The sequence below is a fragment of the Bradyrhizobium sp. 604_D8_N2_3 genome (genome assembly GCF_051810765.1).
Lineage (GTDB): Bacteria > Pseudomonadota > Alphaproteobacteria > Rhizobiales > Xanthobacteraceae > Bradyrhizobium > Bradyrhizobium barranii.
Genome location: NZ_JBPWPM010000001.1, coordinates 4,151,220 through 4,166,349 on the forward strand (window position 1 = coordinate 4,151,220; position 15,130 = coordinate 4,166,349).

14 protein-coding genes are annotated in these 15,130 nt (G+C 65.8%); 10 read left to right on the forward strand and 4 right to left on the reverse strand.

Annotation, left to right across the window (positions count from 1 at the left end; genetic code table 11):
• Nucleotides 1-27 precede the first annotated feature (27 nt).
• On the reverse strand, nucleotides 28-1,224 hold the full coding sequence (locus tag AB7245_RS19515; protein WP_439034683.1) for an acetyl-CoA C-acyltransferase: 1,197 nt from the start codon (nucleotides 1,222-1,224) through the stop codon (nucleotides 28-30).
• Nucleotides 1,225-1,547: 323 nt separating this feature from the next.
• Nucleotides 1,548-2,318, reverse strand: a complete 771-nt coding sequence (locus AB7245_RS19520) for an enoyl-CoA hydratase (RefSeq protein ID WP_439034684.1) — start codon at nucleotides 2,316-2,318, stop codon at nucleotides 1,548-1,550.
• Nucleotides 2,319-2,474: 156 nt separating this feature from the next.
• On the opposite strand from AB7245_RS19520, the gene AB7245_RS19525 reads away from it, so the two are divergent.
• A complete protein-coding gene (locus AB7245_RS19525; protein ID WP_439034685.1) occupies nucleotides 2,475-3,005 on the forward strand; it encodes a PaaI family thioesterase in 531 nt (176 codons plus the stop codon).
• A gap of 69 nt (nucleotides 3,006-3,074) precedes the next feature.
• The gene (locus tag AB7245_RS19530; protein WP_028153393.1) at nucleotides 3,075-3,695 is read left to right on the forward strand and encodes a TetR/AcrR family transcriptional regulator; all 621 of its coding nucleotides are present in this window, start codon (nucleotides 3,075-3,077) and stop codon (nucleotides 3,693-3,695) included.
• Between the two features lie 93 nt (nucleotides 3,696-3,788).
• Here the strand turns inward: AB7245_RS19530 and AB7245_RS19535 are convergent, their stop codons facing one another.
• Complete coding sequence (locus AB7245_RS19535; RefSeq protein WP_439034686.1) at nucleotides 3,789-4,703, reverse strand: LysR family transcriptional regulator; 915 nt, start codon at nucleotides 4,701-4,703, stop codon at nucleotides 3,789-3,791.
• Between the two features lie 101 nt (nucleotides 4,704-4,804).
• On the opposite strand from AB7245_RS19535, the gene AB7245_RS19540 reads away from it, so the two are divergent.
• The 8 genes from AB7245_RS19540 to AB7245_RS19575 all read left to right on the forward strand — a co-directional run bounded on the left by AB7245_RS19540 (nucleotide 4,805) and on the right by AB7245_RS19575 (nucleotide 13,904).
• Nucleotides 4,805-6,301, forward strand: a complete 1,497-nt coding sequence (locus AB7245_RS19540) for a CoA-acylating methylmalonate-semialdehyde dehydrogenase (RefSeq protein ID WP_439034687.1) — start codon at nucleotides 4,805-4,807, stop codon at nucleotides 6,299-6,301.
• 23 nt (nucleotides 6,302-6,324) lie between these two features.
• Entirely contained in the window at nucleotides 6,325-7,470 is a 1,146-nt protein-coding gene (locus AB7245_RS19545; RefSeq protein WP_439034688.1) for an isobutyryl-CoA dehydrogenase, read from the forward strand.
• Nucleotides 7,467-8,534: an enoyl-CoA hydratase/isomerase family protein gene (locus AB7245_RS19550; protein WP_439034689.1), complete on the forward strand. Its 1,068-nt coding sequence runs from the start codon at nucleotides 7,467-7,469 to the stop codon at nucleotides 8,532-8,534. The genes AB7245_RS19545 and AB7245_RS19550 overlap by 4 nt, the downstream gene beginning before the upstream one ends.
• 24 nt (nucleotides 8,535-8,558) lie before the next feature.
• Nucleotides 8,559-9,455: a 3-hydroxyisobutyrate dehydrogenase gene (mmsB, locus tag AB7245_RS19555; protein ID WP_354117636.1), complete on the forward strand. Its 897-nt coding sequence runs from the start codon at nucleotides 8,559-8,561 to the stop codon at nucleotides 9,453-9,455.
• Nucleotides 9,455-11,170, forward strand: a complete 1,716-nt coding sequence (locus AB7245_RS19560; protein WP_439034690.1) for an AMP-binding protein — start codon at nucleotides 9,455-9,457, stop codon at nucleotides 11,168-11,170. The genes mmsB and AB7245_RS19560 overlap by 1 nt, the downstream gene beginning before the upstream one ends.
• A complete protein-coding gene (locus AB7245_RS19565) occupies nucleotides 11,171-11,650 on the forward strand; it encodes a MaoC family dehydratase (protein ID WP_439034691.1) in 480 nt (159 codons plus the stop codon).
• Nucleotides 11,651-11,769: 119 nt separating this feature from the next.
• Nucleotides 11,770-12,687, forward strand: a complete 918-nt coding sequence (locus AB7245_RS19570; protein WP_439034692.1) for an SDR family NAD(P)-dependent oxidoreductase — start codon at nucleotides 11,770-11,772, stop codon at nucleotides 12,685-12,687.
• Nucleotides 12,684-13,904 carry an NAD(P)/FAD-dependent oxidoreductase gene (locus tag AB7245_RS19575; protein ID WP_208089382.1) on the forward strand — a complete coding sequence of 407 codons (1,221 nt, stop codon included), beginning with the start codon at nucleotides 12,684-12,686 and terminating at the stop codon, nucleotides 13,902-13,904. Before AB7245_RS19570 ends, AB7245_RS19575 begins: the two co-directional genes overlap by 4 nt.
• Here AB7245_RS19575 and AB7245_RS19580 read toward each other — a convergent pair whose 3' ends face one another.
• A complete protein-coding gene (locus tag AB7245_RS19580) occupies nucleotides 13,905-15,122 on the reverse strand; it encodes an MFS transporter (RefSeq protein ID WP_439034693.1) in 1,218 nt (405 codons plus the stop codon). It lies immediately after the preceding gene.
• Nucleotides 15,123-15,130 lie beyond the last annotated feature (8 nt).

A 15,130-nucleotide genomic window follows, 5' to 3' on the forward strand; every position in this document is an offset into this window, starting at 1 on the left:
GTTCCCTCATTTTCGGACGTTTCTAGGTCAGTGCGTCAGACGCTCCACGGCGATGGCCGTGGCTTCACCGCCGCCAATGCAGAGTGCCGCAACGCCGCGCTTGAGGTTTTGCGCCTCGAGCGCGTGCAGCAGCGTCACGATCAGCCGCGCACCGGTGGCGCCGATGGGATGGCCGAGCGCGCAGGCGCCGCCGTTGATGTTGAGCTTGTCGCGAGGGATGCCGAGGTCGCGCTGCGCCGCCATCGCCACCACCGCGAAGGCCTCGTTGATCTCGAACAGATCGACATCGCCGGCGCTCCAGCCGACCTTGTCGAGCAGCTTGCGGATCGCCGGGATCGGAGCCGTCGTGAACCATTGCGGCTCCTGGCTGTGGGTGGCGTGGCCCTTGATCTCGGCGATTGCCGGCAGGCCGTTGCGATCAGCCAGCGAGCGCTTCGTCAGCACCAGAGCGGCGGCGCCGTCGGCATTGGCGGACGAGGCCGCCGGCGTGATGGTGCCGTTGGCGCGGAACGCCGGTTTCAATCCGGGGATTTTCGCAGGATCTACCTTCAGCGGATGCTCGTCATTGGCGATCACGCGCGGGCCTGCTTTCTCGGTCAGCGTGATCGGCGCGATCTCGGCCTTGAACGCGCCGCCCTCGACCGCCTTGCGCGCGCGGCTCAGCGTCTCCATCGCGTAGGCATCCTGGTCCTTGCGGGTGAACTGATAGGCTTCCGCGGTGGCCTCGCCGAAATCGCCCATGGAGCGGCCGGTCTCGTAGGCATCCTCCAGCCCGTCCATCATCATGTGGTCGATGATGCGATCATGACCGACGCGGTAGCCGCCGCGCGCCTTGGCGAGGAGATAGGGCGCGTTGCTCATGCTCTCCATGCCGCCAGAGACGACGATCTCGGCCGAGCCGGCGCGGATGATGTCGTGCGCCAGCATGGTCGCCTTCATGCCGGAGCCGCAGACCTTGTTGACCGTGGTCGCGCCCGTGGCATCGGGCAGGCCGGCCGCGCGCGCCGCCTGGCGAGCCGGCGCCTGGCCTTGTCCGGCCGGCAGCACACAGCCCATGAAGACCTCGTCGATTTTCTCGGGCGCGAGCCTGGCGCGCTCCAGTGCCGCGCCGATGACGTGGGATCCGAGCTTGTGCGCCGCCAGCGGCGACAGTTCGCCCATGAAGCGGCCGAGCGGGGTGCGGGCGGCGGAGACGATGACGACGGGATCGGCGGCTTCGGCCATGATGAAACTCCCAGCGATGACGGAAAAAGATTATGGTCATCATATGATGCGGCGCAAAAAATGCAACCGCGACCGGCATGAGAAATTGTCGTGGGTCGGATGAGATTTGGTCGTTCGACTGGAGGAGGGGACGTGAGTGTCGCGGGCTTTGGCGTGGTGACCGCTCCGCACGACACTGTCATCGCCCGACTTGATCGGGCGATCCAGTATTCCAGAGGCGGTGGTGATCGAACCGATCAGCCGCGGCGTACTGGATGCCCCGGTCAAGCCGGGGCATGACACCTCTGGCTTGGAGAGAGCCTCTTCAGTACTGCGGTCGCAGTCTACCGCTTTCTGTTCACGAACGCCTGCATCAGCCGCGTCGGCTCGTCTGTCAGGAACGACTCGCCGAACACCTTGACGCTGAGATTTACCGACTCCGTCAGCGGTAATTCCTCCCATTGCCGCAGCAGCGCCTTTTGCGACCGCAGCGCCTCCGGGCCGCATTCGAGCAGCGCCTTCACGACGTGTTCGACCTCGGCATCCAATCCACCCTCCGGTGCGACCTTGTCGATCAGTCCCCAGGCCAGCGCCGTCGGCGCGTCGATGTTCTCCGCCGTCATCACCAGCCAGCGGGCGCGGGCCCAGCCGATCAGGCGCGGAAGCAGGGCGGCGTGGATCACCGAGGGGATGCCGACGCGGACCTCCGGCATGCCGAAATGCGCATCGTGTGCAGCGATTCTGAAATCGCAGGCGGCGGCGACTTCGAGGCCGCCGCCGAGGCACCAGCCCGGCATTCGCGCGATCACGGGGGCTGGGAATTGGCGCACGGCTTCGCAGAGATCGCGCAGGCGGCTGATGAAGGCTTCGGCTGACTTCTGGTCGAGCTTGGCCATCTCCTTGATGTCGGCGCCGCCGATCATGCTCTTCTCGCTCTGGCCGCGCAGCACCACGACGCGGATGCTGCGGTCAGTCGCGAGGGTCTGCAGGCCTTCGCGCACGGCATCGGTGACGGGCGAGCCCAGAATGTTCAGCGAGCCGGCGTTGCAGATCGCGGCATGAACGACGCCGCGCGCATCGCGCGTCACGCCGCAGTGATTGTTGAGCATTTCCATCGGGGCATCTCGGAGTTTCGTGGACATGCGCGAGGCGCGCGGGTCGGGATCACTTCGGTGCCGAAACGGCCTGCTTGTCAAGCGGGTGGGGGGGGGCGGAGTTGCCATGGCGAAGTTCGTGACATAGTATGACATACATCATACAAAGAGGCCGCCATGACCTATAACGATCAACTCGACCTGTTTTCGCCCGCGCAGCGGCGTGAGCGCGTGGTGGACTGGCAGGTGCCTGCGCCGGTTGCAAAAGCAGCGATGGGGCTTTCAGGCATGGACGCGATGCTGGGAATCCGCGACGGCCGGTTGCCGCCGCCGCCCTTCGCAAAATTGATCGGTTTCACCATGGCCGTGGTCGAGCCGGGCCGGATCGTGATGGAACTGGAGCCGCGTGAGGATCTCGAAAATACCATCGGCCTCCTGCACGGCGCGACCGCCGCGGCGCTGATCGATACCGCCATGGGCTGCGCCATCTCGACGCGGCTGGAGCCCGGGCAATCGTCCGTGACGCTCGACCTGAAAATGACCTTCCTGCGCCCGCTGTCGGTCCGTTCCGGGCTGATCTCGGCCGAAGGCAAGATCATCAAGCTGGGACGCCAGACCAGCTACACGGAAGGTTTCGTGCGCGACGGCAAGGGCGCGCTCGCAGTCCATGCAACTGCAACCTTTTCCATGATCGGCGCGACAACTTAACATGAATTAATGCACCGCCTGGTCCATTTCTGTGTTATGAGATGATCTCCGACATTCAATGAGACCCGCATGCGCTATTCCCGGGAACACAAGCAGGAAACCCACGACCGAATCGTGAAGAAGGCCTCCGTGCGGCTGCGCGAAAAAGGCGCTCACGGCATCGGCGTCGCCGACCTCATGAAGGAGGCGGGCCTGACCCATGGCGGCTTCTACGCGCATTTCGACTCGCGCGAGGCGCTGGTGATCGAGGCCTTTGCCTACGCCATGGACCGCTCGATGGAGCACTGGCGCAAGCAGTCCGATCAGGTCGCGCCCGAAAAGCAACTGACCCAGATCGTCGAGACCTATCTTTCGGCGCTGCATCGGGATAATCCCGGCCACGGCTGCTCGATTCCCGCGCTCGGCGCCGAGATCGCCCGCGAGAGCCCGAAGACGCGCAAGGCCTTTGCCGGAAAGCTCGACGAGATGGTCGAGATGATGACCGATTTCATCCCCAACCTGCCGCGCAAGGCCGCGCGCAAGCAGGCGATCGCGACGCTGGCCACGATGGCCGGCACCATGCTGCTGGCGCGCATTGCCGGCTCCAGCGAACTGTCGGACGAGGTGCTGAAGGCCGGCAAGGACAGCGCGCTCGATGGCGCAAAGCGCGAGCCGAAGGTGACGGCGGCGAAGAAGGCGAAGCAGAACTGAGCTGCGGTAGGGTGGGCAAAGGCGCTCCAGCGCCGTGCCCACCATCTCTACGCCTGCAAGAGACATGGTGGGCACGCTTTCGCTTTGCCCACCCTACGAAGTTCGCCCCGCAAACAACGCCCGCTCGCGCTCCACGATCTCGCCGATGTAATCGGCCACCGCGCGTATCCGCGCGAGATCCTTGCTGTCCGCGTGCATCAGCATCCAGAACGTCCGCGTGATCGATATCTCCTCCGGCAGCACGGCCACCAGCTGCGGATAATCACTCGCCATGAAATGCGGGAGCACGGCGATGCCGAAGCCCGCGAGCGTCGAATTGAGCTGCGCGATCAGATTGGCGCTGCGGAAGCGCGCCGAAATCCGCGGCGATACCTGCGGGAGGTAATCGAGCTCGGGCGTGAACAGGAGCTCCTCGATATAGCCGACGAAGCGATGCTGCGGCAGGTCCTGCCGCGAGGTGATCTTCGGGAAACGGTCGAGATAGGCCGGCGCCGCATAAAGCCCGAGGCGGTAGTCCAGGAGCTTGCGGCCGACGATGCGGCCTTCCTTCGGCATGGTCAGGCTGATCGCGATATCGGCCTCGCGCTTGGAGAGACTGAACAGCCGCGCGGTGGCCACAAGTTGCAGATCGAGGTCGGGATAGCGGTCGGCGAACGGCGCCAGCCGCGGCGCCAGGAAGGCGGTGCCGAACCCGTCGGGCGCGCCGATCCGCACCGTGCCGGTCAGCCGCGCCACCGAGCCGCCGACCTGCTCCTGGTTGGCGACGATGGTCGATTCCATGGCTTCCGCGCTGTCGGCGACGCGCTGGCCGGCCTCGGTGAGGAGATAGCCGGTCTTGCGCCGGTCAAACAGCTTTGCCGAGAGGTGTCTCTCCAGCCGGTCGACACGGCGGATCACGGTGGCGTGGTCCACTCCGAGCTGTTTAGCCGCAGCCGAAACCGAGCCGCCCCGCACGATGGCCAGCACGAAGCGGAAGTCGTCCCAGTCGATGCTACCTTGATCCAGCATTTTCGCACATCTATGGTGCATTATCTCAGACTTGAATCCTATAAAATGCAGGTCGATAGGATTTGTCAAAGCGTTCACGCTCGACCTCAGGAGATCATTCCATGCGTTCAATCGGACATTTCATCGGTGGCAAGGAGGTCAAGGGCACCTCAGGCCGGACGGCGGACGTATTCGAGCCGATGACCGGTGACGTCCAGGCCAAGGTGGCGCTGGCGTCCAAGGCCGAGGTCCGCGCTGCCGTGGAGAACGCCCGCGCCGCGCAGCCGGAATGGGCCGCGACCAACCCGCAGCGCCGGGCCCGCGTCATGATGAAGTTCGTGGAACTGGTGCAGCGCGACTACGACAAGCTCGCCGAGCTGCTCGCGCGTGAGCATGGCAAGACCGTGCCTGACGCCAAGGGCGACATTCAGCGCGGCCTGGAAGTCGCGGAATTCGCCTGCGGCATCCCGCATCTGATGAAGGGCGAATACACCGAAGGCGCCGGCCCCGGCATCGACATCTATTCCATGCGCCAGCCGCTCGGCGTCGTCGCCGGCATCACACCGTTCAATTTTCCGGCGATGATCCCGATGTGGAAGTTCGCCCCGGCCATCGCCTGCGGCAACGCCTTCATCCTGAAGCCGTCCGAGCGCGACCCCGGCGTGCCGATGATGCTCGCTGAGCTGATGATCGAGGCGGGCCTGCCGGCCGGCATCCTCAACGTCGTCAACGGCGACAAGGAAGCTGTCGACGCCATCCTGGATGATCCCGACATCAAGGCCGTCGGCTTCGTCGGCTCCACGCCGATCGCGCAATACATCTACGAGCGCGCAGCCCAGACCGGCAAGCGCTGCCAGTGCTTTGGCGGCGCCAAGAACCACGCCATCATCATGCCCGACGCGGACATGGACCAGGCGGTCGACGCGCTGATCGGCGCGGGCTACGGCTCGGCCGGCGAGCGTTGCATGGCCGTGTCGGTCGCGGTCCCCGTCGGCAAGTCCACCGCCGACCGGCTGATGGAAAAGCTGATCCCGCGCGTCGAGTCGCTCAAGATCGGCACCTCGATCGATCCGTCGGCGGACTACGGTCCGCTGGTGACGCGCGAGGCGGTCGAGAAGGTCAAGAGCTACATCGACATCGGCATCAAGGAAGGCGCGACGCTTGCCGTCGACGGCCGCGGCTTCAAGATGCAGGGCTACGAGAACGGCTTCTATCTCGGCGGTTCGCTGTTCGACAACGTCACCAAGGATATGCGGATCTACAAGGAAGAGATCTTTGGGCCCGTGCTCTCGGTCGTGCGCGCGCACGACTACAAGGAAGCGCTGGCGCTGCCGTCGGATCATGACTACGGCAACGGCGTCGCCATCTTCACCCGCGACGGCGACGCCGCGCGCGACTTCGCGGCCAAGGTCAATGTCGGCATGGTCGGCGTCAACGTGCCGATCCCGGTGCCGATCGCCTATTACACCTTCGGCGGCTGGAAGAAGTCGGGCTTCGGCGATCTCAACCAGCACGGTCCGGACTCGGTCCGCTTCTACACCAAGACCAAGACGGTGACCTCGCGCTGGCCGTCCGGCGTCAAGGAAGGTGCGGAGTTCTCGATCCCGCTGATGAAGTAACCCTCTCAAGAGCGAGGCCGGGGATGCAGTTCGCTCTGAACGAGGATCAGATCGCGGTTCGCGACATGGCGTTGGCGTTTGCGGCCGAGAAGATCGCGCCGCACGCGCTGCGCTGGGACGAGGAAAAGCATTTCCCCGTCGACGTGATGCGCGAGGCGGCGACCCTCGGCATGGGCGGCATCTACATCCGCGAGGATGTCGGTGGGTCCGCCATGACGCGGTTCGACGCGGCGCTGATCTTCGAGGCGCTGGCGACGGGCTGTCCGACCACCTCGGCCTTCATTTCCATCCACAACATGGCGTCCTGGATGATCGATGCCTTCGGCAGCGACACCCAGCGCCACAAATGGCTGCCAAAACTCTGCTCGATGGAGCTGATCGCGAGCTACTGCCTGACCGAGCCGGGTGCCGGCTCCGATGCGGCAGCGCTGCGCACCCGTGCCGTGCGCAACGGCGATCATTACGTTCTCAACGGCCAGAAGCAGTTCATCTCCGGCGCCGGCGGCACGGATCTCCTGGTCGCCATGGTCCGAACTGGCGGTGACGGCCCCGGCGGCGTCTCGACCGTCGTGATCGACGGCAACACGCCCGGCGTCTCCTACGGCGCCAATGAGCGCAAGATGGGCTGGAATGCGCAGCCGACCCGCGCCGTGATGTTCGAGAATGCCCGCGTGCCGGTTGCCAACCGGCTGGGCGAGGTGGGCATCGGCTTCAAGATCGCGATGGCCGGCCTCGACGGTGGCCGCCTCAACATCACCGCATGCTCGCTCGGCGGCGCGCAGACCGCGCTCGACAAGGCGCGCACCTACATGAAGGAGCGCAAGGCTTTCGGAAAACGTCTCGACGAATTCCAGGCATTGCAATTCCGGCTCGCCGACATGGCGATCGAGCTCGAGGCCGCGCGCACCTTCCTGTGGCGCGCAGCGGCCGCGCTCGACCGCAAGGACCCCGATGCCACCATGCTCTGCGCGATGGCAAAGCGCTTCGGCACCGATGTCGGCTTCGAGGTCGCCAACCAGGCGCTCCAGCTTCACGGCGGCTATGGCTATCTCAGCGAATACGGCATCGAGAAGATCGTGCGCGATCTGCGCGTGCACCAGATTCTCGAAGGCACCAACGAAATCATGCGGCTCATCGTGGCGCGCAAATTGATCGAGGGCGCGCGATGAGTTCAGTGGAGGAGGGTGATCTGGTTGCCCGGGTCGAGGGCGCGGCCGGGGTGATCCGGCTCAACCGTCCGAAGGCGATCAATGCCGTGACGCTGGAGATGTTTCGCGACATCGAAAAGGCGCTCGACCGCTTCGAGGCTGATCCGGCCGTCGCCGTGATCTTGCTGGAGGGGGCCGGCGAGCGCGGCCTGTGCGCCGGCGGCGACATCCGTACGCTCTGGGAAAGCTCGAAGGTCAACGGTGACCTCGGCAAGATCCTGTGGCGTGAGGAGTACATCCTCAATGCCCGGATCAAGAAGTTTCCGAAACCGTATATCGCGTTCATGGACGGCATCGTGATGGGCGGCGGCGTCGGGCTCTCCGCCCATGCCAGCCACCGCGTCGTCACCGACCGCACCAGGCTCGCCATGCCCGAGGTCGGGCTCGGCTTCTTCCCTGATGTCGGCGGCACCTTTCTGTTGTCGCGCTCGCCGGGCGAGATCGGCACGTATTTCGGCCTGACCGGCCAGACCATGAACGGGCCCGATGCGATCCATGCGAGGTTCGCCGATGCTGTCGTGCCGGCGGTGAAATTGCCGGAACTGCGCGAGGCTCTGACAAGGACTCCTTCTGGGGCGACCGCAGCCGATGTCAGCAAGCTCATCAACGGCTTTGCGACCGGTGAGACCGCGGGACCGGTCGCCGCGAGAGAGCCTGTTATCGACGCGCTGTTCGGGTTCGACCGCATGGAGGACATCGTCGCTGCGCTCAAGCGCGACGGCTCCGAGTTCGCGCAGGCCACGCTGAAGACGCTCAACGAGAAATCGCCACGCGGCATGGTGGTGACGTTGAAGCTGCTGCGGCTCGCGCGCACCGCATCGAGCCTGGAAGAGTGCCTGGTGCGCGAATATCGCGCTGCGCTGGAGGTCTTCCGCAGCGACGATTTCCGCGAAGGCGTGCGCGCGGCCGTGATCGACAAGGACCGCAATCCGACCTGGTCGCCGCCACGCATCGAGGATGTGACGCCGGCGATGATTGCGCCGTATTTCGCCGAGATCGGCGCCGACGAGCTGAAGTTCAACTAATCAACGAAACGTCTAGCGGAGGATATCGATATGGCCACGATCGCATTCATCGGTCTCGGTAACATGGGCGGCCCGATGGCGGCCAATCTAGTCAAGGCCGGCCACAAGGTGGTGGCGTTCGATCTCGTCGAAGCCTCGCGCGCGCAGGCCAAGGCCGACGGTGCCGGCATTGCCGACAGTGCTGCGGGCGCGGTCAAGGGCGCCGATGTCGTCGTCACCATGCTGCCGGCTGGCAAGCACGTGCTCGGCGTCTGGAGCGAGGTTGTTCCGGCGATGGCCAAGGGCGCGCTGATCATCGACAGTTCCACCATCGACGTCGAGAGTGCGCGTCAGGCGCATGCGCTGGCGGCCAAGCACGGCGTGCTCTCGGTCGACGCGCCGGTGTCCGGCGGTACGGGTGGTGCCAAGGGCGCGACCCTCACCTTCATGTGCGGCGGCGAGGAGAGCGCGTTTGCGGCGGCAAAGCCGGTGCTGGAGAAGATGGGCAAGAAGATCGTGCATTGCGGCGGTGCCGGCGCCGGGCAGGCGGCAAAGATCTGCAACAACATGATCCTCGGCATCTCCATGATCGCGGTGAGCGAGGCCTTTGCGCTCGGTGAGAAGCTCGGCCTCTCGCATCAGGCGCTGTTCGACGTCGCCTCGACCTCGTCGGGCCAATGCTGGTCGCTGACGACCTATTGCCCGGTGCCGGGCCCGGTGCCGACCTCGCCCGCCAACAACGATTACAAGCCGGGCTTTGCCTCGGCGCTGATGGTGAAGGATCTGACGCTGGCGCAGGACGCCGCCAAGGCCGCGGGCGCGGCCACGCCGCTCGGCAAGCATGCGCAGGAGATCTATCAGTCCTTCGATGCCGCCGGGCAGGGCGGGGTGGATTTTTCCGGAATTATCAAGCACGTTAGGGGGCTAGCCGGGAAAGCCTAATGACGACATTTCAGGACGCGCGTGCGTTTCTGCTTAAACACCGCACGGATTACGAGACAACGGTCAAAGACTTCCGCTGGCCCGATCCGGTTCCCTTCAATTGGGCGCTCGACTGGTTCGACGAGCTCGCGAAGGATGCGGACGCCAAGGACCGGCCCGCGCTCTGGATCGTCGATGCCGCACAGGACAAGCAAACCAAGCTGTCTTTCGCGGCGCTCTCGCAGCGCTCCAACCAGGTCGCCAACTTCCTGCGCGCGCAGGGTCTGAAGCGCGGCGACCACCTGCTGCTGCTGCTCGGCAATGTGGTGCCGTTGTGGGAGACGATGCTGGCGGCGATGAAGCTCGGCGTCGTCGTGATTCCCGCCACCACGCTGCTCACCGCGGACGAGCTGCGCGACCGGCTCGATCGCGGCAAGGCGAAGGCGGTGGTCGCGGCGCAAGACCAGGTCGCGAAATTCGCAAGTCTCGGTGCTGAGAATATCGTCCGCATCGTCGTCGGTGCGGCCTCTGATGGCTGGCTTGCCTATGACGAGGCAGCGAAGGCTTCGCAGAGCTTTACGGCTGACGGTCCGACCAACGCCGAAGACCCGATGCTGCTCTATTTCACCTCGGGCACCACGGCAAAACCGAAGCTCGTACTGCACAGCCAGCGCAGCTATCCCGTCGGCCATCTCTCCACGATGTACTGGATCGGGCTGAAGCCGGGCGACGTCCACCTCAATATCTCATCGCCCGGCTGGGCCAAGCACGCCTGGAGCTGTTTCTTCGCGCCGTGGAACGCGGGCGCGACCGTGTTCGTGGTCAACCAGCCGCGCTTCGATGCCAAGGGTCTGCTTGCCACCATCGGCCGCTGCGGCGTCACCACGCTGTGCGCGCCGCCGACGGTGTGGCGGCTGTTCATCCAGGAGAACCTTGCGTCGTTCAAGGTGAGCTTGCGCGAGGTCTGCGGCGCCGGCGAGCCGCTCAATCCGGAAGTGATCGACCAGGTGCAGGCCGCCTGGGGTCTCACCATCCGCGACGGCTACGGCCAGACCGAGACCACCGCACTGGCCGGCAACTCGCCGGGGCAAAAGATCAAGGTCGGCTCGATGGGCCGGCCGCTGCCGGGCTATCGCGTGCAGGTCAGCGACGCCGACGGCAATCCGGCGAAGGAAGGCGAGGTGGCCCTGGTGCTGGGTGCTGACCGTCCGGCCGGCCTGATGCAGGGCTATCAGGGCGACGACGGCAAGCTCTCGGGCGCGGAAGGCGCGCTCTACCGCAGTGGCGACGTCGTGTTCGCGGACGAGGATGGCTATCTCACCTTCGTTGGCCGTTCCGACGACGTGTTCAAATCCTCCGATTATCGCATCAGCCCGTTCGAGCTCGAGAGCGTGCTGCTCGAGCATGAGCTCGTCGCGGAAGCCGCGGTGGTGCCGAGCCCGGACCCGATCCGGCTCGCGATCCCCAAGGCCTTTGTGCTGCTGACGGCAGGTGCGGAGCGCTCGCCCGAGACCGCGCTGTCCATCTTCAGGCATCTGCACGCGCGCCTTGCGCCGTTCAAGCGCATCCGCCGCCTTGAAATCGTCACCGAGCTGCCGAAGACGATCTCGGGCAAGATCCGCCGCGTGCAGCTCAGACGGCTGGAGCGCGACGACGACCGCAACGATCCCCTGCGCGGTCGCGAATTCCGGGAAGAGGATTTTCCGGAGCTGCCGAAAACACGGAGTGAGACCTAAGTGAACGAAGTCTGGAAGAAGCCGCCGATTTCCCTCGAAGCCTATCAGGCCATGGTCGGCAAGGAGATCGGCGTGTCGTCGTGGCATCTGGTCGATCAGCCCCGCATCGACACCTATGCCGACGTGATCGAGGATCACCAGTTCATCCATGTCGATCCGGAGCGCGCGAAGAAAGAGACCGCCTTCGGCACCACCATCGCTCACGGCTTCCTGACGATGTCGCTGCTGTCGATCATGTCCTATGAGGTGATGCCGGTGATCGCCGGCACCACGATGGGCGTCAATTACGGCTTCGACAAGCTGCGCTTTATCTCGCCGGTGCGCTCGGGCAAGCGCGTCCGCGGCCGTTTCGTGCTGGCGGAAGCCAAGCTGCGCAAGCCCAACGAGTTGCAGTCCCGCACCAACGTCACGGTGGAGATCGAGGGCGAGGACAAGCCGGCGCTGATCGCCGACTGGCTCGGGTTGATCTATTTCGCGTAGGCCCAAGCCGGTATGGCCGGGCTTGACCCGGCCATCCATCGCTGCTCAAAAGCCTGTCGATTTTGATAGCTGGCCGGGTCACGCCCGGCCATGACGCCTAACATCCAGGAAGCACACTCATGGCAATCAGGTTCGACGGACGTGTCGCCATCGTCACCGGCGCGGGTAATGGCCTCGGACGCGCCCATGCGCTGGGGCTGGCCAGCCGCGGCGCAAAAGTCGTCGTCAACGATTTCGGCGGCGCGCGTGACGGCAGCGGCGGCTCGCTGTCGCCGGCCGAAGCCGTCGTCGAGGAGATCCGCAAAGCAGGCGGCACCGCGATGGCCGACGGCGCCGACGTCTCCAATTTCGAGCAGGTCACCGCGATGGTCGAGCGCGCCACCAAGGAGTGGGGCAGCGTTGATCTGATGTGCGCCAATGCAGGCATCCTGCGCGACAAGTCGTTCGGCAAGATGGAGGCCGCCGATTTCCAGAAGGTGCTCGACGTGCATCTCGTCGGCACCTTCTATTGCTGCAAGGCGGCCTGGGCCGGCATGCGCGACCGCAATTACGGCCGCATCGTGCTGACGACCTCGTCCTCCGGCCTCTACGGCAATTTCGGCCAGGCCAATTACGGCGCGGCCAAGTCCGGCATGGTCGGCCTGATGAACGTGCTGGCCGAGGAAGGCCGCAAGACCGACATCCGCGTCAACATCATCTCGCCGACCGCGGCGACCCGCATGACGGAAGAGCTGCTGCCGCCGCAGGCGCTGCAACTGATGAAGCCGAACGCGATCACGCCCGCTGTCGAGTACATGCTGAGCGAGGACGCACCGACCCGCACCATCATGGGCGCCGGTGCCGGCTCCTTCGCCGTGATCAAGATTGTGGAGAGCGAAGGCATCAACCTGCCGGAATCCGAATGGACGCCGGATGCGGTCGCCGCGCATTTCGCCGAGATCAGCGACATGTCGAAGGCGAAGGCGCTGCAGGGCGCGTTCGAGCAGACGCAGAAATACGTGGCGCAGGCCGCGGCACGGGCGGGGGTCAAGCTCTGACTGACGTCGCCGTCATCGGTGCCGGTCCCGCCGGGCTGATGGCGGCGGAGGTGCTGGCGCAGGGCGGCGCCCGCGTCACTGTCTACGATGCGATGCCGTCCGCGGGCCGCAAATTCCTGATGGCTGGCCGCGGCGGGCTCAATCTCACCCACAGCGAGCCGCTGCCGCAGTTCATGACGCGCTATCGCGAGGCAGCGCCGATGCTGCAAGCGGCGATCGCGGCGTTTTCGCCGGATGCGCTCCGCGCCTGGAGCGCGGCGCTGGGCGAGCCGACTTTCGTCGGCAGCAGCGGGCGCGTGTTTCCAAAGGCGTTCAAGGCCTCGCCCTTGCTGCGCGCCTGGCTGCGACGCCTCGACGCCGCCGGTGTGCGTTTCGCGTTTCGTCATCGCTGGACCGGCTGGGACGACCAAGGACGGCTTCGGTTTCAAACAGCCGACGGCGTGCAGGCCATCGCGGCCAAGGCCACAGTCCTCGCGCTCGGCGGCGCAAGCTGGCCGCGGCTGGGCTCCGACGGCGGCTGGGCCGATATCCTTGCGTCCAAAGGCGTTGCGATCTCGAAGCTGCGGCCGGCCAATTCCGGCTTCACCGTCGCATGGTCCGACGTGTTCCGCGACCGCTTCGAGGGCCAGCCGCTCAAGGGCGTGGCGCTGACGATCGGGGCGCATACAGTCCGCGGCGAAGCCATGATCACGCGCAGCGGCATCGAAGGTGGCGCCATCTACGCGTTGTCGGCCGAGCTGCGCGAGGCGGTGCTGGGTCTCGGGCAGGCGACGCTGACGATCGCATTGCGGCCCGACCTCGACGCTGCCTCGCTGACCACGCGCCTGTCGGGCACGCGCGGCAAGCAATCGCTGGCGAACTTCCTGCGCAAGGCGGCGCAGCTGTCGCCGGTCGGCATCGGCCTGATGCAGGAGGCCGCCATCGCATCCGGCCGGCCGCTGGCGTCGCTCTCGCCGGTGCAGCTTGCGAAGCTGATCAACGCCATTCCGGTTCAGCTCACGGGCGTTTCCCCGATCGAGCGCGCCATCTCGACGGCGGGCGGGGTGACCTTCGACGAGCTCGATGACCACTTCATGCTGCGAAAGCTGCCCGGCGTGTTCGCCGCCGGCGAGATGCTGGACTGGGAGGCGCCGACCGGCGGCTATCTGTTGCAGGCGTCGTTTGCGACGGGGGCGGCGGCCGGAAGGGGCGTGTTGCGATGGCTCGCGTCGTCCTGATCACGACGTGCCGGTCCTGGTCAGAAGATCGGTGAGAAGACCTAGCACACCAAAGCTCGCCGCGACCACGCAGACAGCGGTCCAGCCGCCAAAACTCCAGGCCAGCGAGGCCGCTGCGGAGCCGACGCCGCCGCCGATGAAGAACAGCGCAACGAACAGGCCGTTGATGCGGCCGCGCGCCTCGGGGTGCAGCAGATTGATGGCGCGGCGGCCGAGCGTCTGGTCGGCGGTGATGCCGACGTCGAGCAGGATCGTGCCGAGGCTCAATACCAGCAGTGCCGCCATGCGGGACTCCATCGCACCGGCCACGGCGCAGAGCGCGAGCGAGCCGATGATGAGCAGATGCGCCACAAGAAACAGCGGGCGCGCCCAGCCCTTATCGCCCCAGCGGCCAGCGAGCGGTGTCGCCGCGGCGCCTGCGACGCCGATCAGCGCGAAGGCCGCGATGCCCTTGGAGTCGAGGCCGAATGGCGCCTCCGGCAGGCGCAGCGCGACCGCCGACCAGAAGGCGGTGAAGGAGGCCATGACCAGCGATGCGGTCCAGGCCCGCACGCGCAGCACAGGTTCTTCCCGCAACAGCTTTGGGAACGAGCGGAGCAATTCGCCGTAGCCGACGCGGGCTGCCGGTCGCAGCGTCGGCAGATAACGGCCGAGCGCACCCGCGAGGAACGTGATCAGGATGGCTGAGGCGAGATAATAGGCACGCCAGCTCCAGAGATCTGCGATCAGGCTCGCTGCTGGCCGCGACAGCAGGATGCCGATCATCAATCCGCTCATGACTTCACCGATGGCCTGGCCGCGACGCTCGGGCGCCACCATCGAAGCCACGAGCGGAACCATCATCTGGATCGCGGCGCAGGAGGCGCCGAGAACGAACGTGGCGAGCAATAGCAGTGACGGCGTCGGCGCTAGCGCCGTTGCCAGCGCCGCGAAGATCGCGCAGCCGAGCGTGCGCAGGATCAGGCGCCGGTTCTCGATGAGATCGACTAGCGGCACCAGCAACAACAGGCCGAGTGCATAGCCGAGCAGCGTTAGCGTGCTGACGAGGCCAGCCTGCCAGGCGGTCATGGCCAGCGACCGGCCGATCAGTCCAACGAGGATCTGCGGCGCGAACAAATTGGTGACGACGACGCCGGTGGTGATGGCGCCGAGCCAGATCAGGGATCGCTCGGCAAGTTGCTTCGGGGATACGAGCTTGGTGGTTTCGGAGATGGTCATGGGACCTC

What these genes read in the sequence shown, in the direction of transcription:
- AB7245_RS19515 (WP_439034683.1), bottom strand. Translation starts at nt 1,224, where the DNA reads ATGGCCGAAGCCGCCGATCCCGTCGTCATCGTCTCCGCCGCCCGCACC.
- AB7245_RS19520 (WP_439034684.1), bottom strand. Translation starts at nt 2,318, where the DNA reads ATGGAAATGCTCAACAATCACTGCGGCGTGACGCGCGATGCGCGCGGC.
- AB7245_RS19525 (WP_439034685.1), top strand. Translation starts at nt 2,475, where the DNA reads ATGACCTATAACGATCAACTCGACCTGTTTTCGCCCGCGCAGCGGCGT.
- AB7245_RS19530 (WP_028153393.1), top strand. Translation starts at nt 3,075, where the DNA reads ATGCGCTATTCCCGGGAACACAAGCAGGAAACCCACGACCGAATCGTG.
- AB7245_RS19535 (WP_439034686.1), bottom strand. Translation starts at nt 4,703, where the DNA reads ATGCTGGATCAAGGTAGCATCGACTGGGACGACTTCCGCTTCGTGCTG.
- AB7245_RS19540 (WP_439034687.1), top strand. Translation starts at nt 4,805, where the DNA reads ATGCGTTCAATCGGACATTTCATCGGTGGCAAGGAGGTCAAGGGCACC.
- AB7245_RS19545 (WP_439034688.1), top strand. Translation starts at nt 6,325, where the DNA reads ATGCAGTTCGCTCTGAACGAGGATCAGATCGCGGTTCGCGACATGGCG.
- AB7245_RS19550 (WP_439034689.1), top strand. Translation starts at nt 7,467, where the DNA reads ATGAGTTCAGTGGAGGAGGGTGATCTGGTTGCCCGGGTCGAGGGCGCG.
- AB7245_RS19560 (WP_439034690.1), top strand. Translation starts at nt 9,455, where the DNA reads ATGACGACATTTCAGGACGCGCGTGCGTTTCTGCTTAAACACCGCACG.
- AB7245_RS19570 (WP_439034692.1), top strand. Translation starts at nt 11,770, where the DNA reads ATGGCAATCAGGTTCGACGGACGTGTCGCCATCGTCACCGGCGCGGGT.
- AB7245_RS19580 (WP_439034693.1), bottom strand. Translation starts at nt 15,122, where the DNA reads ATGACCATCTCCGAAACCACCAAGCTCGTATCCCCGAAGCAACTTGCC.